The organism is Pseudomonas sp. B21-056 (assembly GCF_026016325.1).
Classification (GTDB): domain Bacteria; phylum Pseudomonadota; class Gammaproteobacteria; order Pseudomonadales; family Pseudomonadaceae; genus Aquipseudomonas.
Genome location: NZ_CP087203.1, coordinates 1479836 through 1506816, shown reverse-complemented (window position 1 = coordinate 1506816; position 26981 = coordinate 1479836). Strand labels below are relative to the sequence as shown.

Annotated in this window: 25 protein-coding genes; 10 read left to right on the top strand and 15 right to left on the bottom strand. The window is 62.2% G+C overall.

Annotated features, from left to right (window positions below):
- Positions 1-41: 41 nt before the first annotated feature.
- From LOY67_RS06705 to LOY67_RS06690, 4 genes are all read right to left on the bottom strand, one after another.
- A complete protein-coding gene (locus tag LOY67_RS06705; protein ID WP_265066488.1) occupies positions 42-1199 on the bottom strand; it encodes a phospholipase D-like domain-containing protein in 1158 nt (385 codons plus the stop codon).
- A gap of 1 nt (position 1200) precedes the next feature.
- The gene (locus tag LOY67_RS06700) at positions 1201-1791 is read right to left on the bottom strand and encodes a YceI family protein (RefSeq protein WP_265066487.1); all 591 of its coding nucleotides are present in this window, start codon (positions 1789-1791) and stop codon (positions 1201-1203) included.
- Positions 1792-2036: 245 nt separating this feature from the next.
- Entirely contained in the window at positions 2037-2348 is a 312-nt protein-coding gene (locus tag LOY67_RS06695) for an amidase (RefSeq protein WP_265066486.1), read from the bottom strand.
- The gene (locus LOY67_RS06690) at positions 2345-3439 is read right to left on the bottom strand and encodes a serine hydrolase domain-containing protein (RefSeq protein ID WP_265066485.1); all 1095 of its coding nucleotides are present in this window, start codon (positions 3437-3439) and stop codon (positions 2345-2347) included. The genes LOY67_RS06695 and LOY67_RS06690 overlap by 4 nt, the downstream gene beginning before the upstream one ends.
- 360 nt (positions 3440-3799) lie before the next feature.
- On the opposite strand from LOY67_RS06690, the gene olsB reads away from it, so the two are divergent.
- Complete coding sequence (olsB, locus tag LOY67_RS06685; RefSeq protein WP_265066484.1) at positions 3800-4555, top strand: L-ornithine N(alpha)-acyltransferase; 756 nt, start codon at positions 3800-3802, stop codon at positions 4553-4555.
- Positions 4555-5346, top strand: coding sequence for a lysophospholipid acyltransferase family protein (locus tag LOY67_RS06680; RefSeq protein WP_265066483.1), 792 nt, complete (start codon positions 4555-4557; stop codon positions 5344-5346). The genes olsB and LOY67_RS06680 overlap by 1 nt, the downstream gene beginning before the upstream one ends.
- Before the next feature lie 86 nt (positions 5347-5432).
- Here the strand turns inward: LOY67_RS06680 and LOY67_RS06675 are convergent, their stop codons facing one another.
- Positions 5433-6026 carry an ACP phosphodiesterase gene (locus LOY67_RS06675; RefSeq protein WP_265066482.1) on the bottom strand — a complete coding sequence of 198 codons (594 nt, stop codon included), beginning with the start codon at positions 6024-6026 and terminating at the stop codon, positions 5433-5435.
- Between the two features lie 165 nt (positions 6027-6191).
- Here LOY67_RS06675 and LOY67_RS06670 point away from each other — a divergent pair, with 165 nt between their 5' ends.
- From LOY67_RS06670 to LOY67_RS06655, 4 genes are all read left to right on the top strand, one after another.
- Positions 6192-6494, top strand: a complete 303-nt coding sequence (locus tag LOY67_RS06670) for an ArsR/SmtB family transcription factor (protein WP_003198672.1) — start codon at positions 6192-6194, stop codon at positions 6492-6494.
- Between the two features lie 12 nt (positions 6495-6506).
- The gene (locus LOY67_RS06665) at positions 6507-7673 is read left to right on the top strand and encodes an MFS transporter (protein WP_265066481.1); all 1167 of its coding nucleotides are present in this window, start codon (positions 6507-6509) and stop codon (positions 7671-7673) included.
- 31 nt (positions 7674-7704) lie between these two features.
- Entirely contained in the window at positions 7705-8754 is a 1050-nt protein-coding gene (locus tag LOY67_RS06660) for an alkene reductase (protein WP_265066480.1), read from the top strand.
- A gap of 341 nt (positions 8755-9095) precedes the next feature.
- Positions 9096-9602 (top strand): hypothetical protein, encoded by a 507-nt coding sequence (locus LOY67_RS06655; RefSeq protein WP_265066479.1) that lies wholly within the window; start codon positions 9096-9098, stop codon positions 9600-9602.
- Between the two features lie 133 nt (positions 9603-9735).
- On the opposite strand, the gene LOY67_RS06650 is transcribed toward LOY67_RS06655, so the two are convergent.
- Complete coding sequence (locus LOY67_RS06650) at positions 9736-10368, bottom strand: TetR family transcriptional regulator (protein ID WP_265066478.1); 633 nt, start codon at positions 10366-10368, stop codon at positions 9736-9738.
- Between the two features lie 286 nt (positions 10369-10654).
- Here LOY67_RS06650 and LOY67_RS06645 point away from each other — a divergent pair, with 286 nt between their 5' ends.
- From LOY67_RS06645 to LOY67_RS06630, 4 genes are all read left to right on the top strand, one after another.
- A complete protein-coding gene (locus LOY67_RS06645; RefSeq protein ID WP_265066477.1) occupies positions 10655-11836 on the top strand; it encodes an efflux RND transporter periplasmic adaptor subunit in 1182 nt (393 codons plus the stop codon).
- A 3-nt stretch (positions 11837-11839) separates the two neighbouring features.
- Complete coding sequence (gene emhB / locus LOY67_RS06640) at positions 11840-14995, top strand: efflux RND transporter permease subunit EmhB (protein ID WP_265066476.1); 3156 nt, start codon at positions 11840-11842, stop codon at positions 14993-14995.
- Positions 14992-16449 carry an AdeC/AdeK/OprM family multidrug efflux complex outer membrane factor gene (adeC, locus tag LOY67_RS06635; RefSeq protein WP_265066475.1) on the top strand — a complete coding sequence of 486 codons (1458 nt, stop codon included), beginning with the start codon at positions 14992-14994 and terminating at the stop codon, positions 16447-16449. Before emhB ends, adeC begins: the two co-directional genes overlap by 4 nt.
- Before the next feature lie 632 nt (positions 16450-17081).
- Complete coding sequence (locus LOY67_RS06630) at positions 17082-18335, top strand: OprD family porin (protein ID WP_265066474.1); 1254 nt, start codon at positions 17082-17084, stop codon at positions 18333-18335.
- Positions 18336-18529: 194 nt separating this feature from the next.
- On the opposite strand, the gene pcaC is transcribed toward LOY67_RS06630, so the two are convergent.
- The 9 genes from pcaC to LOY67_RS06585 all read right to left on the bottom strand — a co-directional run bounded on the left by pcaC (position 18530) and on the right by LOY67_RS06585 (position 26756).
- Positions 18530-18922 (bottom strand): 4-carboxymuconolactone decarboxylase, encoded by a 393-nt coding sequence (pcaC, locus tag LOY67_RS06625; protein ID WP_047701824.1) that lies wholly within the window; start codon positions 18920-18922, stop codon positions 18530-18532.
- Positions 18923-18932: 10 nt separating this feature from the next.
- Positions 18933-19733, bottom strand: coding sequence for a 3-oxoadipate enol-lactonase (gene pcaD / locus LOY67_RS06620; protein WP_265066473.1), 801 nt, complete (start codon positions 19731-19733; stop codon positions 18933-18935).
- A 12-nt stretch (positions 19734-19745) separates the two neighbouring features.
- On the bottom strand, positions 19746-21110 hold the full coding sequence (locus tag LOY67_RS06615) for a 3-carboxy-cis,cis-muconate cycloisomerase (RefSeq protein ID WP_265066472.1): 1365 nt from the start codon (positions 21108-21110) through the stop codon (positions 19746-19748).
- A 16-nt stretch (positions 21111-21126) separates the two neighbouring features.
- Positions 21127-22422, bottom strand: coding sequence for an MFS family transporter (locus tag LOY67_RS06610; protein ID WP_265066471.1), 1296 nt, complete (start codon positions 22420-22422; stop codon positions 21127-21129).
- A 185-nt stretch (positions 22423-22607) separates the two neighbouring features.
- Positions 22608-23174 carry a protocatechuate 3,4-dioxygenase subunit alpha gene (gene pcaG, locus LOY67_RS06605; protein WP_265066470.1) on the bottom strand — a complete coding sequence of 189 codons (567 nt, stop codon included), beginning with the start codon at positions 23172-23174 and terminating at the stop codon, positions 22608-22610.
- 1 nt (position 23175) lies between these two features.
- Positions 23176-23880, bottom strand: a complete 705-nt coding sequence (pcaH, locus tag LOY67_RS06600) for a protocatechuate 3,4-dioxygenase subunit beta (RefSeq protein ID WP_265066469.1) — start codon at positions 23878-23880, stop codon at positions 23176-23178.
- Positions 23881-23917: 37 nt separating this feature from the next.
- A complete protein-coding gene (gene pcaF / locus LOY67_RS06595; protein WP_265067708.1) occupies positions 23918-25123 on the bottom strand; it encodes a 3-oxoadipyl-CoA thiolase in 1206 nt (401 codons plus the stop codon).
- On the bottom strand, positions 25120-25899 hold the full coding sequence (locus LOY67_RS06590; RefSeq protein WP_265066468.1) for a CoA-transferase subunit beta: 780 nt from the start codon (positions 25897-25899) through the stop codon (positions 25120-25122). The genes pcaF and LOY67_RS06590 overlap by 4 nt, the downstream gene beginning before the upstream one ends.
- Positions 25896-26756 carry a CoA transferase subunit A gene (locus tag LOY67_RS06585; protein WP_265066467.1) on the bottom strand — a complete coding sequence of 287 codons (861 nt, stop codon included), beginning with the start codon at positions 26754-26756 and terminating at the stop codon, positions 25896-25898. Before LOY67_RS06585 ends, LOY67_RS06590 begins: the two co-directional genes overlap by 4 nt.
- Positions 26757-26981: the final 225 nt, after the last annotated feature.

Here is a 26981-nt window from a genome sequence, read left to right as displayed (position 1 = left end):
GCGAGCAGGCTCGCTCCCACAGTTGTTTTAGGGTGTCTGGATCAGCCCCGCCGATCCAGCAGATTCACCACCAACCGATCCACCAACCCCCACACCCGCTGCTTGAAACGCTTCCACAACGGCCGGCGCTGCCAGGCGTCGAGGCTGACTTGCAGGCTTTGGCTGAAGTCCTGCTCGAAGCTCGCCGCCACTGCACGGCTGAGCCGGGAATCCAGGGCTTCGAGGTTCGCTTCCAGATTGAAACGCAGGTTCCAGTGATCGAAATTGCAGGAGCCGATGCTGACCCAATCGTCCACCAGCACCATCTTCAGGTGCAGGAAACACGGCTGGTACTCGAAGATCTTCACGCCGGCCTTGAGCAGGCGCGGGTAGTAGCGGTGCCCGGCGTAGCGTACGGACGGGTGATCGGTGCGCGGGCCGGTGAGTAGCAGGCGCACGTCGATGCCCCGGGCTGCGGCTTTGCGCAAGGAACGACGGACGTTCCAGGTCGGCAGGAAGTACGGCGTTGCCATCCAGATGCGTTTCTGGCCGCTGTTCAAGGCTCGCGATAACGATTGCAGGATGTCGCGGTGCTGGCGGGCGTCGGCATACGCCACCCGGCCCATGCCCTCGCCCGCCGGCGGTACGCGAGGCAGGCGCGGCAAGCCAAAGTTGGAGGCTGGCTTCCAGGCCCGGCGATGGCGGTTGGCGAGCCACTGGCGATCGAACAGCAACTGCCAGTCGAGCACCAGCGGGCCGACGATTTCCACCATCACCTCGTGCCAATCACTGCGATCGTCGAGGGGGTTCCAGAATTCATCGGTCACCCCGGTACCGCCGACCACCGCCAGACGCTGGTCCACCAACAACAGTTTGCGGTGGTCGCGGTAGAAGTTGCGCACCCAGCGGCGCCAGCTCAGGCGATTGTAGAAGCGCAACTCCACACCGGCCTCGATCAGGCGGTTACGCAGGCTCAAGGTAAACGCCAGGCTGCCGTAGTCATCGAACAGGCAACGCACCCGGACACCACGCTCGGCCGCCTGGACCAGAGCCTGGACCATCGCTTCGGCACAGGCGCCCGCCTCCACCAGGTACAACTCCAGTTCGACCTGCTCCTGGGCGCGGGCAATCTCCACGAGCATGCGCGGAAAGAACTGCGGGCCGTCGATCAACAGCTCGAACCGATTGCCGTCACGCCATGGAAAGACCGGACCGCTCATGTCAGCGCGCCGTGAAGATCAGCACCGCATTCACCGGTACCGACAGACTGATGGCCGACAACCCGGCCATTTTGCGCAACGTCTCCAGGCCCGGCGCCAGGTCGAAGTCCGCTGCGTTGAGCACCACCGGCTCCAGGGTCACCACCTGGAAGCGGCGTTCATCCAGCCGCGTCGCCAGCAGTTCGACGTTGTACTCGTGCTGCTTGCCATGCAAATCCACGGTCAGCGGCAGGCGCAGCTCCAGCTGTGCGCCGTTGGCCAGATCCTGGATCGGCAACAGGTCGATCTGCGCAGTGATGGTGGCTTCGCCGAACTGCTTGATGTCGAACAGTTCGGCGCGCATGCGCTCGTCCCGCAGGGGAATGCCGCTGTTGATCGACTCCAGCTCCACTTCCAGCCGCGCCAGCCCCTTGGGCTGGACCTGGCCATGCAACACCAGGAAGCGCTGGACTTCGGACACATTGCCGTTCTTGCTGCTGATAAACGACAACCGTGACGACTCACCGTCCAGATACCAGTCGGCCCGGGCAGGCAGCACAGCGCCGGCCAACAGCAAGGTCGTGACAGCGAGGGAAAGAAACCGCTTGAACATACACACTCGGAGGGCAGATAAACCTGTGGCGAACCTTAACCGGGCCGAGGGCGCTTGCAAACTGTCTGTTAACCCATCGTCCGCAAACACACAGATCCTGGGGCGAGGGGATTTATCCCCGCTGGGGTGCGAAGCGCCCCCAAAAAACTATCAGCCACCGCGATAAAACAGACAGGACGCAGGGGGTCGCTTCGCAACCCAGCGGGGATAAATCCCCTCGCCACAAGGTTCGCGTCGATCCAGGCTCACGGCTCCAACTGACAGCCCTGCCGCTCTCCCATCCAGCGCGCGCTGTTGCTGCGCCCCAATCCGGCAACCGTCACGCGCTTCGCTTCGGGGCTTTCGAGAAAAGCGCTGATGGGCACCGACTGTTTCACGTAGCCATGGCAGTAGTCGGCCGGTTGCTGCATCACGTAACGGCACGAACAATACTCCTTGGCGGTATAGGCGCTAATGATGTCGGGGAATGCCCGCAGCGCCACACGCTCGATCCAGATCCAACTGAACAGCGCAATGAGCAACACCAGCATCAACGTCAGTAACGGTCTGCGTCTCATGGCTGCACCGCCCCGGCGAACGCCGCCATGACTCGTTTGAGCAACTCATTGTGGTGATAGCTACCGTCGCGGTCGTCACCGTAGCGCACGATGACCAGCCGGGCGCTGGGGATGACATACAGCGCCTGCCCCCAATGCCCCAGCGCGGCGTAGGTGTCCGGCGGCGCATCGGGCCAGGGGCGAAGCGTGGGGTCGGCACCACGGTTGAGCCACCAGTGCCCGCCGGGCACGGCCTCGTCCTGGCCGGCCTGGAACCGGGCGAAAGGTTCGCGATTGAACGCCACCCAATCCTTGGGAACCAGTTGCCGCTCGCCCCAGCGGCCATCGCGTTGCATCAGCAAGCCGACACGGGCCAGGTCGCGGGCCGTGAGGTAGGCGTAGGACGAACCGACAAAGGTGCCGCTGGCATCGGTTTCCCAAACAGCATGGCGGATGCCCAGCGGTTCGAACAACGCCGTCCAGGGATAGTCGGGATATCGCGCCGGGCCGACGATATTTTTCAACGCCGCCGCCAACAGGTTGCTGTCGCCGCTGGAATAACGGAACGACTCCCCCGGCGGGCTGTAGCGCTCATGGTGCGCGGTGAACGCCGCCATGTCGCGGCGTCCCCGGGTGTAGAGCATCGCCACCACCGAGGAATTGAGCGGCGCGTATTCATAGTCTTCCTGCCAGTCCAGGCCCGAAGCCCAGTGGAAAAGATCGGCCAGGGTCAGGTTCGGCGAGTTGCTCAACGCGGGGTAATACCGGGCAACCGGGTCCTGCAGGGCAAAGCGCTTTTCACCGTAGGCCACGCCAAACACCGTCGCCATCAGGCTTTTGCTGATGGACCAGGTCAGGTGCGGGGTGTCTGCGCTGGTGGGGCCGGCATAGCGCTCGTAGACCAGTCGACCGTCCTGGATCACCAGCAGCGCGTCAGTGCGAATGCCTTGGCGGGTGGCATCGTCGCGCAGTGGAAAAGCGTATTGCTCAAGCGCTTCGACGGCCGACCCGGTGGGCGTCGGACCGCTCGGCCATTGCTCGCCGGGCCAGTCTTCGGCATGGACGCTCAGGTTGAACAGCAGGAACGGGATCAGGAACCAGCCTTTAGACATGCTTGGGGGCTCGGTGGATTGAACCGGTTGAGCTTAACCGAGGTTGATGACGGTTTCAGGATCGTTCCCACGCTCCTGCGTGGGAATGACGCAACGGACGCTCCGCGTTCGGCTCTGGGGACGCGGAGCGTCCCGGGCTGCATTCCCACGCGGAGCGTGGGAACGATCAACTGATCCACCGCTATCGCGAGCAGGCTCGCTTCCACAGGGGGCTCCTTGAGGGCTGTCATATAAGCATCACCAAAGCTTCATGGCGATGACACCGGGGCTACATAGCCTGACTTTGCACAACATGGCTGCATAAAGAAAGTCGATTGGCTCAACCCCAAGACGGGTACACAGCCCGCACGGAGATTCGCTATGACTCAGATCGCCCGCATCAGTGACACCGGCAATGACCGCCGCCTGCAAGCCGAACGCCTGATCGGCGCCCAGGCCTTGCAAGAAGCCCAGGCCCTGCGCTTCAACGTCTTCAGCGGCGAATTCAACGCCAGGCTCAAGGGCGCTGAAATGGGTCTGGACATGGATGACTACGATGTTCACTGCGCCCACATCGGCGTGCGGGACCTGAACACCGGCCGCCTCGTGGCGACCACTCGCCTGCTCGACCACCAGGCCGCCAGCAGCCTGGGCCGCTTCTACAGCGAAGAAGAATTCAACCTCCACGGCCTGATCCAGCTCAAGGGCCCGATCCTGGAAATCGGCCGCACCTGCGTCGACCCGGCCTACCGCAACGGCGGCACCATCGCAGTGCTCTGGGGTGAACTGGCCGAAGTCCTGAACGAGGGCGGCTACAGCTACCTGATGGGCTGCGCGAGCATTCCGATGCAGGACGGCGGCATCCAGGCCCAGGCAATCATGCAACGCCTGCGTGAGCGCTACCTGTGCACCGACCACCTTCAGGCCGTACCGAAAAAACCGTTGCCGGCCCTCGACGTACCGTCCAACGTCATCGCCGAAATGCCGCCGCTGCTCAAGGCCTACATGCGCCTGGGTGCGAAGATCTGCGGCGAGCCGTGCTGGGACGAGGACTTCCAGGTGGCCGACGTGTTTATCCTGCTCAAGCGCGACGATCTCTGCCCACGCTACGCCCGCCACTTCAAGGCAGCGGTCTGATGAGCCGGCTACGGGTGTACGCGCGTATCGCGCGAGTGCTGATGGTGGTGACGCTGGGCCTGGCGATGGCCAGCGTGTTTGGTCTGTTCGAACGCCTGGGGCTGGCCAACTCGATGATGCGCCGTCAGCGCTGGTCGCGATTTTTCATGGCACGTCTGAGCAATGCCCTGCCCTTTACCGTGACCGTCCACGGCCAGTTGCCGCAACGGCCAATGCTGTGGGTCAGTAATCACGTGTCCTGGACCGATATCCCGCTGCTGGGCATGCTCACGCCCTTGTCGTTCCTGTCCAAGGCCGAAGTGCGCACCTGGCCGGTGGCCGGTTGGCTGGCGGCCAAGGCGGGCAGCCTGTTTATCCGCCGTGGCTCGGGTGACAGCCAGTTGATCCGCAAGCAGATGAGTCGTCATCTGGAACAGGCCCATCCGCTGCTGATGTTCCCGGAAGGCACCACCACCGATGGCCGCTCGTTGCGCACTTTCCATGGACGCCTGCTGTCGGCGGCCATCGATGCCGACGTAGCGTTGCAACCCGTGGCGATCCGTTACCTGCGCAACGGCGAGCCGGATTCGCTGGCGCCGTTCATTGGCGAGGACGACTTGTTGTCGCACCTGATGCGCTTGTTCAGCAACGACCTGGGTGATGTGCACATCCACCTGCTGCAACCCATCGCCTGTCACGACCAGGAACGTGCGGCCCTGGCCTTCCAGGCGCAGCAGGCGGTGCACAAGGCGTTGTTCGGTGTGATTCCCGAGAAGCAACAGGTGCCGATGCGCCCTGCCATTGCGGCTTGAGTCAAACCTTTGCGCAATCCCCTGTGGGAGCGAGCCTGCTCGCGATAGCGGTCTGACATTCAGTGGAGATGTTGACTGCTACACCGCTATCGCGAGCAGGCTCGCTCCCACAAGTGGTTCGTCGCAAACGCTTGAAGCTGCGGATAAAACAACCGGAAATCCTCACTCAACGGCTCATAGAGCCGGACCAGTTCTTCCATCGCCCCAGCCAGTTCCTCCGGCCGGGACAGGCGTCGGGAAATGCCCCGCAGCACCTGCCCGAGCACCTCGAATTCCTGATAAGACCCCAGCCAGTCATCCGCCACCATGTAGGGCGCGATGTGCGCCAGGCGTCCCGGCAGTTGCGGTTCGTCGGCCAGCACCCGGTACACACGGGACGTGAAATCCGCCAGCACCCCATCGCCATACAGCGCCCAATCCCGGGCCAGGCAATGGTCGAAAAACACATCCAGCACGATACCGGCGTAGCGCCGCCGCACTGTGGAAAAACGCGACAACGCGGTATCCACCAGCGGGTGTCGGTCGGTGTACTGATCGATGCGCCGATGCAGGGCAATGCCCGCTTCGATCCGCGGGTCATAGGTGCCTTGCAGCGGTCCTTTGACGAAGTCGCCATAGAGACTGCCGAGCAGTTGTTCCCGGTCGGAGCCGCCGAGGTGCAGGTGTGCGAGATAGTTCATGGTCGGCAGCTTAGCACCGTCGCGCTCATATCGTTATAACCCGATATAGCGATTCGTTCGGTATTCAGATCAAATCCATATTGGTATATCGCGAAGCAACGATTTAAGGTTCGCCTCATCGCGATATAGCGTTTTATCCACCTCAACCCATTACGAACTGCCCTCATGACCCTTGACCTCGACGAAATAATAAAAGCACTGGCACACCCGGTACGGCGAGACATCCTCAACTGGCTCAAAGACCCCAAGGTCCAGTTCCCGGAACAGTTGCATAACCACGAATTCGGCATTTGTGCCGGCCAGATCGACCAGCGTTGCGGGCTGTCGCAGTCCACGGTGTCGGCCCATCTGGCGGTGTTGCAACGGGCGGGGCTGATCACCAGCCAGAAGGTCGGTCAATGGCACTTCTTCAAACGCAATGAGGAAGTGATCCAGCAGTTCCTCAAGCAAATGAGCCAAGAGCTCTGACAAGGATTCGCCATGCCCCTCTCACTCCTTATCCTGGCCCTCAGCGCCTTCGCCATCGGCACCACCGAGTTCGTCATCATGGGCCTGTTGCCCGATGTGGCGGCTGACCTGGGTGTATCGATCCCCGGCGCCGGCTGGCTGGTGACCGGCTACGCCCTGGGCGTCGCCATCGGTGCGCCCTTCATGGCCCTGGCCACCGCCCGGCTGCCGCGCAAGGCCGCCCTGGTGGCGCTGATGGGGATTTTCATCATCGGCAACCTGCTGTGTGCCATCGCCAGCGACTACAACGTGCTGATGTTCGCCCGGGTCGTCACAGCCCTGTGCCATGGGGCGTTCTTCGGGATCGGTTCGGTGGTGGCCGCCGGCCTGGTGGCGCCCAACAAGCGTGCCTCGGCGGTGGCCCTGATGTTCACCGGCCTGACCCTGGCCAATGTGCTCGGCGTCCCGTTGGGCACGGCATTGGGCCAGGAAGCCGGCTGGCGTTCGACCTTCTGGGCCGTGACCCTCATCGGTGTGGTGGCGCTGATCGGCCTGATCCGCTTCCTGCCGGCCAAGCGCGATGAAGAAAAACTCGACATGCGCTCCGAACTGGTGGCGCTCAAGGGTGCAGGCCTGTGGCTGTCCCTGGGCATGACGGCACTGTTTTCCGCCTCGGTGTTCACCCTCTTCACCTATGTCGCGCCATTGCTGGGTGAAGTCACCGGCGTGTCGCCCCGTGGCGTGACCTGGACCCTGGTATTGATCGGCCTGGGGCTGACCCTGGGCAACATCATCGGCGGCAAGCTCGCGGACAAGAGCCTGGCGAACACGCTGATCGGTGTGTTCATCACCATGGCCGTGGTCTCCACCGTACTGAGCTGGACCAGCGTGGCGCTGATCCCTACCGAAATCACCCTGTTCCTCTGGGCCACCGCCTGCTTCGCCGCCGTGCCGGCCCTGCAAGTCAATGTGGTGACCTTCGGCAAAGACGCACCGAACCTGGTGTCCACCCTGAACATCGGCGCCTTCAACATCGGCAACGCCTTGGGCGCCTGGGTCGGCGGCAGCGTCATCGACCGGGGCCTGGGCCTGACCACCGTGCCCCTGGCCGCCGGTGCGCTGGCCGTGCTCGCGCTGTTGATCACCCTGATTACTTTCCGCCAGGGCGCCAACCCCGACCTGGCTCCGGCAACTCGTTGACTTTCACTTTCCACTTTCGAGGCTGTAACTCATGACGACTATTTTCGACCCGATCAAACTCGGCGACATCGAGCTGAACAACCGCATCATCATGGCGCCACTGACCCGCTGCCGCGCCGACGCAGGCCGCGTGCCCAACGCGTTGATGGCCGAGTACTACGTGCAACGCGCCTCCGCCGGCCTGATCCTCAGCGAGGCCACCTCCGTCGCGCCGATGGGCGTGGGCTACCCGGACACCCCAGGCATCTGGTCCAACGATCAAGTGCGCGGCTGGGCCAACGTGACCAAGGCGATCCACGGCGCCGGCGGCAAGATCTTCCTGCAACTGTGGCACGTCGGCCGGATCTCCCACCCGTCGTACCTGGATGGCGAAACCCCGGTGGCGCCCAGTGCCATCCAGCCTAAAGGCCACGTGAGCCTGGTGCGCCCATTGGCCGACTACCCGACGCCACGGGCCCTGGAAACCGCTGAGATCGCCGACATCGTCGACGCCTACCGCGTAGGCGCCGAGAACGCCAAGGCCGCCGGTTTCGACGGCGTGGAAATCCACGGCGCCAACGGCTACCTGCTCGACCAGTTCCTGCAAAGCAGCACCAACCAGCGCACCGACAACTACGGCGGCTCCCTGGAAAACCGCGCTCGCCTGTTGCTGGAAGTGACCGACGCCGCCATCGAAGTCTGGGGCGCCGGCCGGGTGGGCGTGCACCTGGCGCCACGGGCCGACTCCCATGACATGGGCGACGACAACCGCCTGGAAACCTTCAGCTACGTGGCCCGCGAATTGGGCAAGCGCGGCATCGCCTTCATCTGCTCCCGCGAGAAGGCAGGCGACGACAGCATCGGCCCGCAACTCAAGCAGGCCTTCGGCGGCCCGTACATTGCCAACGAGCGCTTCACCAAGGACAGCGCCAACGCCTGGCTGGCCGAAGGCAAGGCCGATGCCGTGGCCTTCGGGGTACCTTTCATTGCCAACCCGGACTTGCCGGCACGCTTGAAAGCCGATGCACCGCTGAATGAGCCACACCCGGAAACGTTCTATGGCAAAGGTCCGGTGGGTTATATCGATTACCCCGTGATGTAAGCTCGGAAAACAGAGCCTACTGAAAAGCCCCGACTCGAAAGAGCCGGGGCTTTTTTATACCTGTAAACTTTAAACCCGCATCAATTATTCAGAACCGAAACATCGGATAACAAGACGAAACTTATCCGCTATGGATTCCCAATTCGAACAACGCTAATAATAAAACCCGGACGACACTTCACCCACTCAAAGGATTGACGCTTATATATTCATTACCCGCAATGACTCAACACGCTGACAAGTAAAGCTCAGCAATACAACAACATTCAATCAAACACAGCAACATATCCATCAATGTGTGCAGGCTTCAGCGAGCCTTGCATTTACGAGAGACGCTAACTATGAACATCCTGAAAAGTTTCATCCTCGCCCTGATCCTGGGCCCCGCAATGGTTGCCAACAGCATGGCCAACACCGGTATCACCGTGGAAATCACAAACAACACTGCCGGCACGTTGACCATGACCAACCTGTTGACCGACCCACCACAGCCTCCGGACTTCTCCTCGAACGCTTATGACATATCGCCCAAGTCCATTCGCAATATCCATTTCGTTCACCAACGAAATTACACTTACCCCACCGCTGGCTGGCAACCCACCCTGAAGAAGGTCAAACCTATTGAACTCGTGCTCTCTTATGCACTTAGCAATTACGATTTCGAATGCCAGATGCAAACCCGATTCCAGGCCCCAATCGTTATTGGCGCCCTGGAGCCGAGTTACAAGCCAGACTGGAAAAGCCGATCGAACTACACCGGCAATGGCAAATACACCTGCCGGACTGAAATCTCCCAAAAGATGCTCGAACCGCCCTTTAACTACACCGTCCGCCTGATTGTCGAATAGACCGTAGACATACGACAGCGACTCATCCGCAGCCAATGTGCCAGCGGCGCATAAAGTACCCCGCCGGGCTCAAGTCCGGCGGGATATTTGCCATCAGCTATTGACACATATCGACGCAATTACGCATTTTGTTTCATTTGCGCAGGCTGGGGCTCAGGCGCAGCATATCCAGCCCGATGTCCACCCAGCGCTCGGCCTCACCGGCCAGGGCGAAGCTGTCGGGGACCAGCAGCCACTGGTAGAGGATGCCGTCGATATAGGCATGAAGGGCGACCGCCGCCCTTTCCGGGTCCAGATCACCCGGCAACTGTCCGCGCTTCATTGCATTGCGCAGCGACAGCGTGATACGCACATTGCAGTCGAGGCTGACTTCGCGCCGCTGCTGGCGCAAATCGCACATCTCATCGGTGAACTCGCACTTATGGAAAAGAATCTCGTTGATGCGTCGGGTTTTCGGGTCCAGGGCCACCTGTTGAAACAGCCGCACCAGCAATTTCTGGACGCAGCCCAGCGGGTCCAGCTCCTCTGCATTTTCACTGGCGCGGGCCAGTTCATCGAGCGGCTCATGCAAGGTGTCGAGCATGGCCTGGAGCAAGTCCGCCTTGTTGCTGAAATGCCAGTAGATAGCCCCGCGCGTCACACCGGCCAGGCTCGCAATGTCAGCCAGCGTCGTGCGCGCCACGCCTCGCTCGAAAAAGGCTTTTTCGGCCGCTTCGAGTATCTGGCTGCGAGTCTCCAGGGCTTCCTCTTTGGTACGACGAACCATGGCAGTAAACACCTCAATCAGGATGCATCAGCAATGCGTAAGGTCAGCTGAGCGAATAGAGAGCGCTTGCACATAGAGCGCGCCTCCGGTCAACAGGGCCTTTGTCAGGCTTTTGTAAATCCGGATGGTACGCAATTTGGCTGTTTACAAACAACCATGTACGTAAGTATATTTCTTAGCATCCTACTAATTGAAAAATGCTGCCTTTTTAATCGTCGAATAATGCTGCTTTTTTAACCTTCCACCTTTCGAGTGCGCCCGTCGCGCGCCTGACCCGAGGATTTCCATGCAATTCAAGCCAGCTGTTACTGCTCTGGTTACCGCCATCGCCCTGGCATCACTGCTCAGCGGATGCAAAAAGGAAGAGGCGGCCCCCGCCGCACCACCCCCTCAGGTCGGCGTCGTAACCCTCAAAACCCAGCCGTTCACCCTGACGTCCGAGTTGCCCGGCCGTACCAGCGCGTTCCGCGTCGCGGAGGTCCGCCCACAGGTCAACGGCATCATCCTCAAGCGCCTGTTCAAGGAAGGCGCCGACGTCAAGGCCGGTCAGCAGCTGTACCAGATCGACCCGGCCGTGTACGAAGCGACCCTCAAGAGCGCCGAGGCCAACCTGCGGTCAACCAAATCCATCGCCGATCGCTACAAGCAGTTGGTCGACGAACAGGCCGTCAGCCGCCAGGAATACGACACCGCCGTGGCCAACCGCCTCGAGTCGGAAGCCAACCTGCAAACCGCCCAGATCAACGTGCGTTACACCAAGGTCTATGCACCGATTTCCGGTCGCATCGGTCGTTCTTCGGTGACCGAGGGTGCGCTGGTCAGCAACGGTCAGGCCGACGCCCTGGCGACCATCCAGCAGTTGGACCCGATCTACGTCGACGTGACACAGAGCTCTGTCGAGCTGCTGCAATTGCGCCGTGAGCTGGAAAGCGGCCGGTTGCAGAAGGCTGGCGACAACGCCGCCATGGTCAAGCTGACCCTGGAGGACGGCAGCCCGTACCCTCACGAAGGCAAGCTGGAATTCTCCGAAGTGTCGGTCGACCAGACCACCGGCTCCGTCACCTTGCGGGCCGTGTTCCCCAACCCTGACCACACCCTGCTGCCGGGCATGTTCGTCCACGCGCAATTGCAGGCCGGTGTGAACAGCGCGGCAATTCTCGCGCCGCAGCAGGGCGTGACCCGCGACCTCAGGGGCATGCCGACTGCATTGGTGGTCGGCCCGGACAACAAGGTCGAACTGCGTCAGCTCAAGGCCAGTCGCACAGTCGGCAGCCAATGGCTGATCGAAGACGGGCTCAAGGCCGGCGATCGCGTCATCACCGAAGGGTTGCAGTACGTAAGGCCCGGAGTCGAAGTCAAGGCCACCGAAGCCACCAACGTGAGCAGCAATGCGGGCAGCAACGCAGCCACCAAGAACCCGGCCCCCGCTCAGGCAGCTGACAAAGCAGCCGGCGGCAAAGGGGAGTAAACCATGTCGAAATTCTTTATCGACCGTCCGATTTTCGCCTGGGTGATCGCCCTGGTGATCATGCTGGTCGGGGCTCTATCGATCCTCAAGCTGCCGATCAACCAGTACCCGAGCATCGCACCACCAGCCATCGCGATCCAGGTGACCTACCCGGGTGCGTCCGCGCAAACCGTGCAGGACACCGTGGTCCAGGTGATCGAACAGCAGCTCAACGGTATCGACAACCTGCGTTATGTGTCCTCGGAAAGTAACTCCGACGGCAGCATGACCATCACCGCGACCTTCGAGCAGGGCACCAACTCCGATACCGCGCAGGTCCAGGTCCAGAACAAGCTGAACCTGGCCACCCCGTTGCTGCCGCAAGAAGTGCAGCAGCAGGGTATCCGCGTGACCAAATCGGTGAGGAACTTCCTGATGGTGATCGGCGTGGTGTCGCGCGACGGCACCATGACCCGGGAGGACCTGTCCAACTACATCGTGTCCAACATGCAGGACCCGATCTCGCGCACTGCCGGCGTCGGTGACTTCCAGGTCTTCGGTGCCCAGTACGCGATGCGGATCTGGCTTGACCCGGCCAAGCTGAACAACTACAGCCTGACCCCGTCGGACGTGAGCACCGCCATCGCCGCGCAGAACGTCCAGGTTTCGTCCGGCCAGCTCGGCGGCCTGCCCGCCTTGCCCGGCCAGCAACTGAATGCCACCATCATCGGCAAGACCCGCCTGCAGACCGCCGAGCAGTTCAAGAATATTCTGCTCAAGGTCAACCCGGACGGCTCGCAAGTCCGCGTCGGCGACGTGGCGGATGTCGGCCTGGGCGGTGAAAACTACGCCATCAACGCACAGTTCAACGGCGCCCCGGCCTCGGGCCTGGCGGTGCGACTGGCCACTGGTGCCAACGCCCTCGACACGGCCAAGGCCCTGCGCCAGACCGTCAATAACCTCAAGCCATTCTTCCCGCCTGGCATGGAAGTGGTATTCCCCTACGACACCACGCCGGTGGTGAGCGAATCGATCAAGGGTGTGGTCGAAACCCTGGTCGAAGCGGTCGCGCTGGTGTTCCTGGTGATGTTCCTGTTCCTGCAGAACTTCCGCGCCACCATCATCACCACGATGACCGTGCCCGTGGTGTTGCTGGGTACGTTCGGGATCCTCGCGGCGTTCGGCTTCAGCATCAACACCCTGACCATGTTCGGTATGGTATTGGCCATCGGCTTGCTGGTGGATGACGCCATCGTCGTGGTGGAAAACGTCGAACGGGTGATGAGCGAAGAAGGCCTGTCGCCCAAGGAAGCGACGAAAAAATCCATGGGCCAGATCCAGGGTGCCCTGGTGGGTATTGCCCTGGTGCTCTCGGCGGTACTGCTGCCGATGGCGTTTTTCGGCGGTTCCACCGGTGTGATCTATAAACAGTTCTCCATCACCATCGTCTCGGCCATGGCCCTGTCGGTACTGGTGGCACTGATCTTCACCCCGGCCTTGTGCGCCACGATGCTCAAGGCCATCCCGCAGGGTGAACATGGCACGCCGAAACGCGGCTTCTTCGGTTGGTTCAACCGCAGCTTCGACCGCAGCGTGCAAAGCTACGAACGCGGCGTCGGCAACATCCTGCGCAACAAGGCACCGTACCTGCTGGTCTACGTGATCATCGTCGTCGGCATGATCTGGCTGTTCATGCGCATTCCATCCTCGTTCCTCCCGGAAGAAGACCAGGGCGTGTTGTTTGCCCAGGTACAGACGCCCGCCGGCTCCAGCGCCGAGCGCACCCAGGTGGTGGTGGACAAGATGCGTGAGTTCCTGCTGCGTCCGGGCAAGGACGGCGGCGAGGGCGACGGCGTGGCGTCGGTGTTCACCGTGACCGGTTTCAACTTCGCCGGTCGTGGCCAGAGTTCGGGCATGGCGTTCATCATGCTCAAGCCGTGGGAAGAGCGTAACGCCGACAACACCGTGTTCAAGATCTCGGCCCGCGCCCAGCAGCACTTCTTCACCTTCCGTGATGCAATGGTGTTCGCCTTCGCCCCGCCGGCGGTGATGGAATTGGGTAACGCCACCGGTTTCGACGTATTCCTGCAGGACCGCGCCGGGATCGGCCACACCAAGTTGATGGAGGCGCGCAACCAGTTCCTGGGCATGGCGGCCCAGAGCAAGGTGCTGGCGCAGGTGCGTCCTAACGGCCTGAACGACGAACCGCAATACCAGTTGGAAATCGATGACGAGAAGGCCAGCGCCCTGGGCGTGACCATCTCGGACATCAACAGCACCCTGTCGATCGCCCTGGGCAGTAGCTATGTGAACGACTTCATCGACCGCGGTCGGGTGAAGAAGGTCTACGTGCAAGGTCAACCGGGTGCCCGCATGAGCCCTGAAGACCTGCAGAAGTGGTACGTGCGCAACAGCGCCGGAACCATGGTGCCGTTCACCGCGTTCGCCAAGGGTGAGTGGATCTACGGTTCGCCGAAACTGGCTCGTTACAACGGCGTGGAAGCGATGGAAGTGCTGGGCGTTCCGGCGCCGGGTTACTCCACCGGTGAAGCCATGGCCGAAGTCGAAGCCATCGCCAAGAAGCTGCCGGCCGGTGTCGGTATTTCCTGGACCGGCCTGTCGTATGAAGAACGACTGGCAGGCTCTCAGGCACCGGCGCTGTTCGCCCTGTCGATCCTGATGGTGTTCCTCTGCCTGGCGGCGCTGTATGAGAGCTGGTCGATTCCGATTGCGATCGTGCTCGTGGTGCCGTTGGGGATCATCGGTGCGTTGATGGCAACCAGCTTGCGCGGTCTTTCCAATGACGTGTACTTTCTGGTCGGTCTGTTGACCACCATCGGCCTGGTCGCGAAAAACGCCATCCTGATCGTCGAGTTCGCCAAAGAACTGCACGAGCAAGGCAAGAGCCTGCAGGAGGCGGCCATCGAGGCTTGCCGGATGCGACTGCGGCCGATCATCATGACTTCGCTCGCGTTTATCCTCGGCGTGGTACCCCTGGCGATTTCCACAGGTGCCGGCTCGGGTAGCCAACATGCCATCGGCACCGTGGTGATCGGCGGGATGATCACCGCCACCGTCCTGGCGATCTTCTGGGTGCCGCTGTTCTTCGTGGCCGTGTCGTCGATCGGTCGTCGCAAGCAGGACGATACTCCTGAAACTTTTAAAGAGGCTGGGCAATGAGCAAGTCGCTACTCTCTCTGACCATCGCCGCCGTCGTGCTCAGCGGCTGCTCGCTGATCCCCGACTATCAGCGGCCCGAAGCACCGGTCGCGGCGCAATACCCGCAAGGCCCGGCCTACGAACCGGCCCAGGCGGCCGGCCAGGCCGCCGCGGAACAGGGCTGGAAGCAGTTTTTCCATGACCCGGCGTTGCAGCAGTTGATCCAGGTTGCCCTGGAAAACAACCGTGACCTGCGCGTCGCGGCGCTGAACATCGATGCCTATGCCGCGCAGTACAACATCCAGCGGGCGGACCTGTTCCCGGCGGTCTCGGCCACCGGTTCCGGCAGTCGCCAGCGTGTACCGGCACGGGCCTCGCAGACCGGGCAAGCAGCCATCAGCAGCTCCTACTCGGCCACCCTGGGCATCAGCGCCTATGAACTGGACCTGTTCGGTCGGGTTCGCAGCCTGAGCGAGCAAGCGCTGCAAAGCTACTTCGCCACCGAAGAAGCCCGTCGCAGTACCCAGATCAGCCTGGTGGCCAGCGTCGCCAACGCCTACCTGACCTGGCAGGCCGACAAGGAACTGCTCAAGCTGACCCAGGAAACCCTGGGCACCTACGAGAAAAGCCTCAAGCTGACCACCCGCAGCGCCGACGTCGGCGTGGCCTCGGCGCTCGACCTGAGCCAAGCACGCACAGCGGTGGAAAACGCCCGCGTGCAACTGGCGCGCTACACCCGCCAGGTGGCCCAGGACGAAAACAGCCTGACCCTGCTGCTGGGCACCGGCCTGCCGGCCAACCTGAACTCGCAACCGCTGAGCGACGACCTGCTCAGCGAAGTACCGGCCGGGTTGCCGTCGGACCTGCTGCAGCGTCGTCCCGACATTCTCCAGGCCGAACGCAACTTGCTGGCCGCCAACGCCAACATCGGCGCCGCACGGGCCGCGTTCTTCCCGAGCATCAGCCTGACGGCCAACGCCGGAACGCTGAGCCCGGACCTGTCCGGCCTGTTCAAGGGCGGCTCGGGCACCTGGAGCTTCGCCCCGCAGATCAACCTGCCGATCTTCAACGCCGGCAGCCTGCGGGCAAGCCTGGACTACGCCAAGGTTCAGAAAGACATCAACGTCGCGCAGTACGAGAAGTCGATCCAGACCGCGTTCCAGGAAGTCTCCGACGGCCTGGCCGCGCGCCAGACCTACAACGAACAGTTGCAGGCCCAGACCGACTTCGTCGCCGCCAACCAGGACTACTACCGCCTGGCCGAGCGTCGCTATCGCATCGGTGTCGACAGCAACCTGACCTTCCTCGACGCCCAACGCCAGTTGTTCAGCGCCCAACAATCGCTGATCACCGACCGCCTCGCGCAATTGACCAGCGAGGTCAACCTGTACAAGGCACTGGGTGGAGGCTGGAACGCCGAGACCGGCAAGAACGAACCGGTCAAGGAAGAAGCGCCGAAGATGAAGCTGTTCTGATGGATGTTTGAACGTTGAACAAAAAGCCCACCAAAAGGTGGGCTTTTTGTTTTTAAGGATCAGTAATCAGTAGTTTCCGAGTTCAAAACACAGGCCTGTGGCGAGGGGATTTATCCCCGCTGGATTGCGCAGCAATCCCCGTATTCCTGCCACCTCGACTTACCAGATTTTCGCATAGGGCCCTTTTGGGGCTGCTCCGCAGCCCAGCGGGGATAAATCCCCTCGCCACAATATGTTCCGACTGGCTAACGTGGGTCGACGATATCCAGCGCGCGATTAGCCAGCACTGTGGGAGCGAGCCTGCTCGCGATAGCGGAAGACCAGGCACAGCAGTGTTGTCTGATACTCCGCCATCGCGAGCAGGCTCGCTCCCACAGGTTTTCCGGTTTCTGCTCAGGTGTTTTTTGCCGTTCGATAATCGCCCAAAACCGATAATCGCCAATTGAAGCGATCCCGGCCCGCCCTTCACCATCGCTCGCACAAAACAAGAACGACAGGTTCCACGCCATGACCGCACGCCTCGCCTCCCCCGGCTGACCCCCAGCTGTTTACCCCTTTGGTTTCACCGTTTCGCCTGCAACCCAGATTTGCGGCAACGGCTCTTCTCGTCCATAAAAAACAGAGACACGCCCATGAAGTCCACACAGCATTTGTTCCCCAGCCTGATCGCCGTTGCCCTGGCCGGTTCCGCCCTGCCGGTCCTGGCCGCAGAGTCGGGGTTTGTCGAGGATGCGAAGGTCAACCTCAACCTGCGCAATTTCTATTTCAACCGCAACTTCACCAACTCGAGCGCCGCCCAGGGCAAGGCCGAGGAATGGACCCAGAGTTTCATCCTCGACGCCAAGTCCGGTTTCACCCAGGGCACGGTGGGTTTCGGCATGGACGTGCTGGGCCTGTATTCGCTCAAGCTCGATGGCGGCAAAGGCACCGCCGGCACCCAGTTGCTGCCGGTCCACGATGACGGGCGTCCGGCCGATGACTTCGGGCGCCTCGGTGTGGCCCTCAAGGCCAAGGTGTCGAAGACCGAATTGAAGGTCGGCGAATGGATGCCGGTGTTGCCGATCCTGCGTTCCGACGACGGTCGCTCCCTGCCGCAAACCTTCCGCGGTGGCCAGGTCACGTCCACTGAGATCAGCGGCCTGAGCCTCTACGGCGGCCAGTTCCGTGGCAACAGCCCGCGCAACGATGCGAGCATGGAAGACATGTTCATGAACGGCCGCCCGGCCTTCACCTCCGACCGCTTCAACTTCGGTGGCGGCGAGTACGCCTTCAACGACAAACGCACCCAGGTCGGCGTCTGGTACTCGGAACTGTCCGACATCTACCAACAGCAATACTTCAACCTGACCCACAGCCAGCCCATCGGCGACTGGACCCTGGGCGCCAACCTCGGCTACTTCATCGGCAAGGAAAACGGCAGTGCTCTGGCCGGCGACCTGGACAACAAGACCGCCTTCGCCATGCTCTCGGCCAAGTACGGTGGTAACACCTTCTACGTCGGCCTGCAGAAACTCAGCGGCGACGACGCCTGGATGCGTGTCAACGGTACCAGCGGCGGCACCCTGGCCAACGACAGCTACAACTCCAGCTACGACAACGCCAAGGAAAAATCCTGGCAAGTGCGTCATGACTTCAACTTCGCCGCCGGCGGCGTACCGGGCCTGACCTTGATGAACCGCTACATCAGCGGCGACAACGTGCACACCGCCACGGTGGACGACGGCAAGGAATGGGGACGTGAGAGCGAGCTGGCGTACACCGTGCAGAACGGTGCGCTGAAGAACCTCAATGTGAAGTGGCGCAACTCGACCCTGCGGCGGGATTTCAGCACCAATGAGTTCGATGAGAACCGGTTGATTGTCAGCTATCCGATCAGTTTGCTGTAAAGCGGCTGGGGTGGGTCTGTCGTTCAGGTGGCGACTGACCCACCGCTATCGCGAGCAGGCTCGCTCCCACAGTGGTTCAGTGCGGTATGTAGATTCTGCGTACACTGCAAATCCCCTGTGGGAGCGAGCCTGCTCGCGATAGCGGTAGCACATTCAACATCTTCACCAACTGACCCACAGGGATTGCGGTGAATCTATTCCCGCGATTCGACACCCAACTCGTCCCACACCGACTCAGCCAGGTGGAACGTGGCGTTGGCCGCCGGAATGCCGCAGTAGATCGCGCTCTGCATGATCACTTCCTTGATCTCGCCACGGCTCACGCCGTTGTTGGCGGCGGCGCGCAGGTGCAGTTTGAGTTCTTCGTTGCGGTTCATGCCGATCAGCATGGCGAGGGTGATCAGGCTGCGGGTGTGGCGCGGCAGACCCGGGCGGGTCCAGATGTCGCCCCAGGCGTGACGGGTGATCATCTCCTGGAATTCGCTGTTGAACTCGGTCAGGGCATTGAGGCTGCGATCCACATGGGCATCGCCCAGCACTGCGCGGCGGACTTGCATGCCTTCGTCGTAACGTTGTTTCTCGTCCACAAAAAATTCCTCAGGCGCGACTGGAATCAAGCAGGAAATCCAACACCCGCTCGCTGAACGCAGCGCCGGCCTGGACGTTGGACAGGTGCGCGGCATGGAATTCGGCATACTGCGCCCCACTGACCCGCTCCTGGATAAAATGCCCGCCCGATGGCGGCGTAACGGCATCTTCGGTACCGGCCACCACCAGCAGCGGCACACGGATCGATGCCAGTTGATCGCGAAAATCGGCATCGCGCACGGCGGCGCAGTTGGCGGCATAGCCCTGGGGTGAGGTGGCGGCGAGCATGTCGGTGATTTTCCTCGCCGTGTCCGGGTTGGCCTGGGCGAAGTCCGGGGTGAACCAGCGGGCAATCGAGGCATCCCGCAGCGCCACCATGGCCGCCTTGCCATCACGCAGCACGGTTTCGATGCGCGGGTTCCACATCGACGGATCACCGATCTTGGCCGCGGTGTTGCACACCACCAGCTTGTGCAGTCGCTCGCCGGCGTTGATGCCCAACCACTGGCCGATCAGACCGCCCATGGACAAGCCGCAGAAGTGCACCTTGTCGATCTCCAGCGCATCAAGCATCGCCAGCACATCGTGGCCCAGTTGCTCGATGCTGTAAGGGCCTTCGGTGACCAGCGACTGGCCGTGACCCCGGGTGTCGAAACGCAGCACACGGAAGTGTTCGCTGAACGCCGCGACCTGCTCGTCCCACATGTGCAGGTCAGTGCCCAAGGAGTTGGACAACACCAGCACCGGCGCGTCTTGCCGCCCGTCAAAGCAATAGTTCAGTTCGCCGTCGGCGAGTTTGACGAATCCCACAACAATCTCCTTTCAGACCTTCAAGGCCAGGTGTTCGGCCACTGCCCGGGCGACCCAGGTCTGGGCCTGGCCGAGGTAATGGGCGGGGTTGAGCAAATGATCGAGTTCGGCCGCGGACAACTGCGCGCAAACCTGGGGTTCGTCCCCCAACACGTCCCGCAGATGACGGTGTTCGGCCACGGCACGCTTGCAGCATTGCTCCAGCAGATGGTGCGCGGTGTCACGCCCGACGCGCTGGGCCAGGACGATGCTCACCGCTTCGGCCAGCACCAGCCCCTGGGTCAGATCGAGGTTATGGGCCATGCGCGCCGCGTCCACCTCCAGCCCTTCCGCCAGCAGCCGCGCCTGTTGCAGGGCACCGGACACCAGGCAACAGATCTCCGGCAGGGTTTCCCATTCGGCATGCCACAGGCCCAGGCTGCGTTCATGTTCCTGGGGCATCGCGCTGAACAGCGTCGACAACAACCCCGGCACCCGCGTTGCCGCACCGATCAGCACCGCCGCGCCCACCGGGTTGCGCTTGTGGGGCATGGTCGACGAACCGCCCTTGCCCGGCGCCGACGGTTCGAACGCTTCACCGGCCTCGGTCTGCATCAACAGGCTGACGTCACGGCCGAGTTTGCCCAGGCTACCGGCAATCAGGCCCAGTACCGAACCGAACTCCACCAGCCGATCACGCTGGGTGTGCCAGGGTTGCTCCGGCAGGCTCAGGTGCAGCTCGGCGGCCAGGGCTTCGGCGATTGGCAAGGCGTGTTCGCCCAATGCAGCGAGCGTCCCGGAGGCGCCGCCGAATTGCAGCACCAGCAAGCGGGGCTTGAGTTCCAGAAGACGTTGGCGGCTGCGGGTGATTGCCCCCAGCCACCCGGCGATTTTCATGCCCAGGGTCACCGGCGTTGCATGTTGCAACCAGGTGCGCCCGGCCAATGGCGTGGCGGCGTAGCGCTCGGCTTGTCGGGCGAGGATAGCGGCCAGTTGCGCCAGCTCACCCTCGATCAGCTCCAGCGCCTGGCGCAGTTGCAGGACCAGGCCACTGTCCATCACGTCCTGGCTGGTGGCGCCCAGGTGCACATAACGCTCAGCCTCGCGATCCACGCTGGCGATGCGCTTGCCCAATGCCTTGACCAGCGGGATCGCTGAATTGCCGGCCGTGGCAATCGCTTCACTCAGTGCTGAAAAGTCGTAGAGGTCGGCACAACAAGCCTGCTCAATCGACGCCACTGCACTGTGGGGAATCAATCCAACCCGCGCCTCGGCCCGGGCCAGTGCCGCCTCGACATCGAGCATGGCTTGCACCCGGCCGGCATCGCAGAACACCTCGCGCATGTCGCGGGCGGTGAAGTAGGCATCGAACAGCTGATTACCCGGTCGTTCGCTCATAAACAGTCCTAGGGTGTTAAAGGTCGTGATGCAAATACGTCGGTTGCTTCGGCAGGCGCAGGCTGAACAGGAACGCCACCACCATCATGACCGTGACGTACCAGTAAAAGGCGTTCTCCATGCCCTGGGCTTTCAGGCTCAAGGCAACGTACTCCGCCGAACCGCCAAAAATCGCATTCGCCACTGCGTAGGCCAACCCTACCCCCAGTGCTCGTACTTCGGGTGGAAACATTTCAGCTTTTACCAGACCACTGATGGAGGTGTAGAAGCTGACGATTGCCAGTGCCAGGGTAATCAACACGAACGCCAGGAACGGACTGCTGATGCTTTTGAGCGTCAGCAGGATCGGCACCGTGCACAACGCGCCCAAGGCACCGAACCAGAGCATGGAGTTACGTCGGCCGATCCTGTCCGCCAGCATGCCGAACAGCGGCTGCATGCACATGTAGAGGAACAGCGCGCCGGTCATGATGTAGCTGGCGGTCTTGGCGTGCAGGCCCGCGGTGTTCACCAGGTATTTCTGCATGTAGGTGGTGAAGGTGTAGAAAATCAACGAACCGCCGGCGGTGTAGCCGAGTACGGTGATGAACGCGGCCTTGTGGTCGCGAAACAGCGCGGCGATGCTGCCGGCGTCCTTGTTCTCGCGCATTTCCTTGCTGCTGGTTTCCTTCAGGGAACGGCGCAGGAACAGGGAAATCAACGCGGCCACGGCGCCGACCACGAAGGGGATCCGCCAGCCATAGGCCCGCAGTTCGTCTTCGTTGAGGAACTGTTGCAGGATCACCACCAGCGACACTGCCAGCAGTTGCCCGCCGATCAGCGTCACGTACTGGAACGAGGCGAAAAAGCCGCGCTGGCCCTTGAGGGCGACTTCGCTCATGTAGGTGGCGGTGGTGCCGTACTCGCCACCCACCGACAAGCCTTGCAGCAAGCGGGCGAGCAACAGCAACACCGGCGCCCAGACGCCGATGTCCTTGTAGGTGGGCAGGCAGGCGATGAGCAACGAGCCGAAGCACATCATCAGCACCGAAATCATCATCGAGTTCTTGCGTCCGTGACGGTCCGCCACCCGGCCGAAAATCCAGCCGCCGATCGGCCGCATCAGGAACCCGGCGGCGAAGACACCGGCGGTGTTGACCAGTTGCACCGTGGGGTTATCGGACGGGAAGAACGCCGGGGCGAAATAGATCGCGCAGAACGCGTAGACGTAGAAGTCGAACCATTCGACCAGGTTGCCGGAGGAAGCACCGACGATGGCGAAGATGCGCTTGCTGCGTTCTTCGCCGGTGTAGTGGCTGGTTAAGGTGGTCATGGGCTATTCACTCTTGGGGACTCAACAAAGTCTAGACACACTTCGTAACAGTCCCGTTCCACAGATCGTTCCTACGCTCTGCGTGGGAATGCAGCCGGGGACGCTCTGCGTCCCAAAAGCCGAACGCGGAGCGTCCGTTGAGGCATTTCCACGCAGAGCGTGGGAACGATCAGTACAGGAGTTCTTCAGTAATCGAAAAACACCGTCTCGGCATCCGTCCCCTGCAGGATCACGTTCCACTGGTACACGCCCGACCCATCGGGCTTGCTCACGATCGTGGCGCGGCGCTCCTCGGGTACGCAGGCCAGCAGCGGGTCGGCTTCGTTGGCCTGTTCGCCGTCAAAGTAGATGCGCGTCAGCAGGTGCTTGACCAAGCCACGGGCGAAGACCAGCACCACCAGGTGCGGGGCCTGGGTCGTGCTGCCCAGGCCCGGCACGGTGCCCGGCTTGATGGTGGTAAACCGAAAACGCCCCTCGGCGTCCACCGGCACCCGGCCGAAGCCTTCGAAGTTCGGGTCCAAGGGTTTGTCCTGCTCGTCCTCGGGGTGGGCGTATTTGCCGGCAGCGTTGGCCTGCCAGACTTCCAGCATTGCGTCGTTGACGAACTCGCCGTTGCCGTCGATCACCTGCCCGGTGATCGCCACGCGCTGGCCGAGGGTTTCGGCGACGGTCATGTCTTCGCGGTTCAGCCAGGTCAGGCCGATGTGGTAGTAAGGGCCAACGGTATGGGACGTGGTGGCGGTAAGCGTCATCTTATTTCTCCATCGGCGTGGCGTCGCGGCCGCGCAAGACGATGTCCCAGCGATAACCGAGGGCATAGTGAGGGATGGTTTTTTCCAGGTCGAAACTGGCGATCAGGCGTTCCTTGGCACTGGTGTCCGACACGCAGTTGTAGATCGGATCGTAGGCCAGCAGCGGGTCGCCAGGAAAATACATCTGCGTCACCAGGCGCGTCAGGATGCTCGGCCCGAACAACGAGAAATGGATATGCGCCGGGCGCCAGGCGTTGTGGTGGTTGCCCCATGGGTAGGCGCCGGGCTTGATGGTCTGGAACTGGTACCAGCCGTCGGCGTCGGTGATAGCACGACCGGTGCCGGTGAAGTTCGGGTCCAGCGGTGCATCATGTTTGTCGCGGTCATGGTTATAGCGACCGGCGGCGTTGGCCTGCCAGATCTCTACCAGGATGCCCGGCACGGGATGGCCGTTCTCATCCAGCACGCGTCCGTGAATGATGATCCGCTCCCCCAGGGGTTCGCCGGCATGTTGGGCGGTCAGGTCGTTGTCCTTCTCCTGCACGCGGTCGGCGCCGATGGTCGGGCCGGTGATTTCCGACAGCGAGTGAGGCAGATGCACCAACGGCTTGGACGGCGAGCGCAGGTTGGTGGACTGATATGGCGGGTGCAGGTACTCCGGCTGGGTGCCCACTTGGGGGCGACGGTAACCAGGCTTGTCAGTCATGAAGCATTCCTCGGATTCTTATAAGTAGTACGACGCGTCAAACGCGTTCGATAGCCAATGCCAGGCCCTGGCCGACGCCGACACACATGGTCGCCAGGCCTTTGCTGCCGCCGGTCTTTTCCAGATGATGCAACGCCGTCAGCACCAGCCGTGCGCCACTCATGCCCAACGGATGGCCGAGCGCGATGGCGCCGCCGTTCGGGTTGACCTGCGGCGCATCGTCCGCCAGCCCCAGTTCGCGCAGCACCGCCAAGCCCTGGCTGGCAAACGCTTCGTTGAGTTCGATCACGTCGAAATCGGCGACCGCCAGGCCCAGGCGCTCCGTCAACTTGCGCACCGCCGGCACCGGGCCGATGCCCATTACCCGTGGTGCCACGCCGGCACTGGCCATGCCCAGCACTTTGCCGCGAGGGGTCAGGCCGTGTTGCTTCACCGCGTCGGCCGAGGCCAGGATCAACGCCGCCGCGCCATCGTTCACACCCGAGGCGTTGCCGGCGGTGACGGTCTTGTCCGGGCCGTTGACCGGTTTGAGTTTGTTCAAGGCCTCCAGCGTGGTGTCGGCGCGCGGATGCTCGTCTTGCTCGACCACGGTTTCGCCTTTCTTGTGGGCAATGCGCACCGGTACGATTTCTTCGGCGAAGAATCCTGCGGCCTGGGCCGCTGCCGTGCGTTGCTGGCTGCGCAGTGCGAAGGCATCCTGGTCGGCGCGGGACACCGCGTAATCGTCCGCCACGTTATCGGCGGTCTGGGGCATCGCATCGACGCCGTACTGGGCCTTCATCAACGGGTTGATGAAGCGCCAGCCGATGGTGGTGTCTTCCAGTTTCATGTTGCGGGAGAACGCCGCGTCGGCCTTGCCCATCACGAACGGCGCGCGGGACATCGATTCCACGCCGCCGGCGATGGCCAGTTCCATTTCGCCGCTGGCAATGGCGCGGAACGCCGTGCCGATGGCGTCCATGCCCGAAGCGCAGAGACGGTTGAGGGTCACGCCGGGAATGCTCTCCGGCAGGCCCGCCAGCAGCAGCGCCATGCGCGCCACGTTGCGGTTGTCTTCGCCGGCCTGGTTGGCGCAACCGAGGAACACCTCGTCCACCGCGCTCCAGTCCACCGACGGGTTGCGCTCCATCAGCGCCTTGATCGGCACGGCCGCCAGGTCATCGGCGCGCACCGCGGCCAAACCGCCACCGAAGCGGCCGATGGGGGTACGAATCGCATCACAGATATAAACGTCGCGCATCAGGCTTCTCCCGGTGCCTGGCCGTGGGCCGCCGCCGTGCGAGCTTCCAGGTCGCGCAGCGCGCGCAGCTCCACGTCGGTCGGCTCGGCGGTTGTTTGCACCTGATCGGCGAAACGGATCGCCCATCCGGTGGCCGCGATGACCTGCTCGCGGGTCACGCCGGGGTGCAGCGCGGTGACCACGAATTCATGGGTGCCGGCTTCCGGCTCCATGATGCACAAGTCGGTGATGATACCCACCGGCCCCGCGCCCGGCAGGCCCAGGCGCTTGCGGGAATCTCCGCCCTCACCGTGACCGACCGAAGTGATGAAGTCCAGTTTGTCGACGAACGAACGCGCCGACTGCTTGAGGATGATCAACACACTCTTGGCGGAACCGGCGATTTCCGGTGCGCCGCCGGCGCCCGGCAGGCGGACTTTGGGCTGATGGTAATCGCCCACCACCGTGGTGTTGATGTTGCCGAAACGGTCGACCTGGGCCGCGCCGAGGAAACCGACGTCGATACGCCCGCCCTGCAGCCAGTAGCGAAAAATCTCACCGGTCGGTACGACGGTATCCGCCGTTTCAGCCAGCTCACCATCGCCAATGGACAGCGGCAATACGCTGGGCTTGGCACCGATCGGACCGGACTCGTAGATCAGCACCACATCTGGCGATGAGGTCAGCCGCGCCAGGTTGGCCGCTTTCGACGGCAGGCCGATGCCGACGAAGCACACGGCGTTGTTCTTCAACCGACGGGCCGCGGCAACGGTCATCATTTCGTTGGTGGAGTACGTCATTGTTTCGCCTCCGAAGCGGCTGCCAGTCTGGCCTGCAATTCACTGAAATCCCGGGTGCCATGAATGTATTCGTTGATCCACGCGGTAAAGGTCCCACGGTCCCGGGCAATGGCATCCCACGCCTGGTAGAAACGATTGTCACGCTCGGTGTAGCCATGGGCGTAGGACGGATGAGCACCACCAGGCACATGGCAGACTGCGCTCAGGGCCCAGGTCGGCAGCACGCAGGCGTTCATCGGCGCGTTCAGGTCGTCGACGATTTCTTCCACGGTGACGATGCAGCGTTTGGCGGCCAGGGCGGCTTCTTTCTGCACGCCGAGGATGCCCCACAGCAGCACGTTGCCCTTGCGGTCGGCTTTCTGGGCGTGGATCACGGTGATGTCCGGGCGTACCGAAGGCACGGCGGCCAGGACTTCACCGGTAAAGGGACAGGTCACGCTTTTGATCAGCGGATTGACCTTCGGCAGGTCGGAACCGGCGTAGGCCCGCAACACCGCGAACGGCAGGCCGGAGGCACCGGCGACGTAGGCGTTGGCCAGGTCGGCGTGGCTGTGTTCCTCGATCTCCAGCGGATGCGGCCATTGTTTCTCCACGGCATCGCGCAGGCGGTGCAACGAACCCACGCCCGGGTTGCCGCCCCAGGAGAAAATCAATTTGCGCGCGCAGCCTGCACCGATCAACTGGTCATAGATCAGGTCCGGGGTCATCCGCACCAGGGTCAGGTCTTTCTTGCCCTGGCGAATGATTTCATGACCCGCCGCCGTCGGAATCAGGTGGGTGAAGCCTTCGAGGGCGACGGTGTCGCCGTCGTTGACGAACTGCTTCACCGCGTCGTGCAGCGAAAGGATTTCAGCCATGGGCAGGCTCCCGTTTTCCAGTGGACCGACATGAAGAAAAAGGCGCGAGGTTCAGCGCCGGAGTGACTGAAGATTAAGCTGCGGGAAAAGGCCAAACAATCCGATAATCGACTGAGTGTTCGTTTATCGAACGGATTGTTGTTTGGCTATCGATTTACTTGGTCAATGAATTTTGGGTGGGAGCGAGCCTACTCGCGATGGCGGCCTGTCAGTGCCAAATTTATT

Bases quoted from the DNA above. Each gene is read 5' to 3' on its own strand.
- LOY67_RS06705 (WP_265066488.1), bottom strand. From the start codon at position 1,199: ATGAGCGGTCCGGTCTTTCCATGGCGTGACGGCAATCGGTTCGAGCTG.
- LOY67_RS06700 (WP_265066487.1), bottom strand. From the start codon at position 1,791: ATGTTCAAGCGGTTTCTTTCCCTCGCTGTCACGACCTTGCTGTTGGCC.
- LOY67_RS06695 (WP_265066486.1), bottom strand. From the start codon at position 2,348: ATGAGACGCAGACCGTTACTGACGTTGATGCTGGTGTTGCTCATTGCG.
- LOY67_RS06690 (WP_265066485.1), bottom strand. From the start codon at position 3,439: ATGTCTAAAGGCTGGTTCCTGATCCCGTTCCTGCTGTTCAACCTGAGC.
- olsB (WP_265066484.1), top strand. From the start codon at position 3,800: ATGACTCAGATCGCCCGCATCAGTGACACCGGCAATGACCGCCGCCTG.
- LOY67_RS06680 (WP_265066483.1), top strand. From the start codon at position 4,555: ATGAGCCGGCTACGGGTGTACGCGCGTATCGCGCGAGTGCTGATGGTG.
- LOY67_RS06675 (WP_265066482.1), bottom strand. From the start codon at position 6,026: ATGAACTATCTCGCACACCTGCACCTCGGCGGCTCCGACCGGGAACAA.
- LOY67_RS06670 (WP_003198672.1), top strand. From the start codon at position 6,192: ATGACCCTTGACCTCGACGAAATAATAAAAGCACTGGCACACCCGGTA.
- LOY67_RS06665 (WP_265066481.1), top strand. From the start codon at position 6,507: ATGCCCCTCTCACTCCTTATCCTGGCCCTCAGCGCCTTCGCCATCGGC.
- LOY67_RS06660 (WP_265066480.1), top strand. From the start codon at position 7,705: ATGACGACTATTTTCGACCCGATCAAACTCGGCGACATCGAGCTGAAC.
- LOY67_RS06655 (WP_265066479.1), top strand. From the start codon at position 9,096: ATGAACATCCTGAAAAGTTTCATCCTCGCCCTGATCCTGGGCCCCGCA.
- LOY67_RS06650 (WP_265066478.1), bottom strand. From the start codon at position 10,368: ATGGTTCGTCGTACCAAAGAGGAAGCCCTGGAGACTCGCAGCCAGATA.
- LOY67_RS06645 (WP_265066477.1), top strand. From the start codon at position 10,655: ATGCAATTCAAGCCAGCTGTTACTGCTCTGGTTACCGCCATCGCCCTG.
- emhB (WP_265066476.1), top strand. From the start codon at position 11,840: ATGTCGAAATTCTTTATCGACCGTCCGATTTTCGCCTGGGTGATCGCC.
- adeC (WP_265066475.1), top strand. From the start codon at position 14,992: ATGAGCAAGTCGCTACTCTCTCTGACCATCGCCGCCGTCGTGCTCAGC.
- LOY67_RS06630 (WP_265066474.1), top strand. From the start codon at position 17,082: ATGAAGTCCACACAGCATTTGTTCCCCAGCCTGATCGCCGTTGCCCTG.
- LOY67_RS06615 (WP_265066472.1), bottom strand. From the start codon at position 21,110: ATGAGCGAACGACCGGGTAATCAGCTGTTCGATGCCTACTTCACCGCC.
- LOY67_RS06610 (WP_265066471.1), bottom strand. From the start codon at position 22,422: ATGACCACCTTAACCAGCCACTACACCGGCGAAGAACGCAGCAAGCGC.
- pcaG (WP_265066470.1), bottom strand. From the start codon at position 23,174: ATGACGCTTACCGCCACCACGTCCCATACCGTTGGCCCTTACTACCAC.
- pcaH (WP_265066469.1), bottom strand. From the start codon at position 23,880: ATGACTGACAAGCCTGGTTACCGTCGCCCCCAAGTGGGCACCCAGCCG.
- LOY67_RS06590 (WP_265066468.1), bottom strand. From the start codon at position 25,899: ATGACGTACTCCACCAACGAAATGATGACCGTTGCCGCGGCCCGTCGG.
- LOY67_RS06585 (WP_265066467.1), bottom strand. From the start codon at position 26,756: ATGGCTGAAATCCTTTCGCTGCACGACGCGGTGAAGCAGTTCGTCAAC.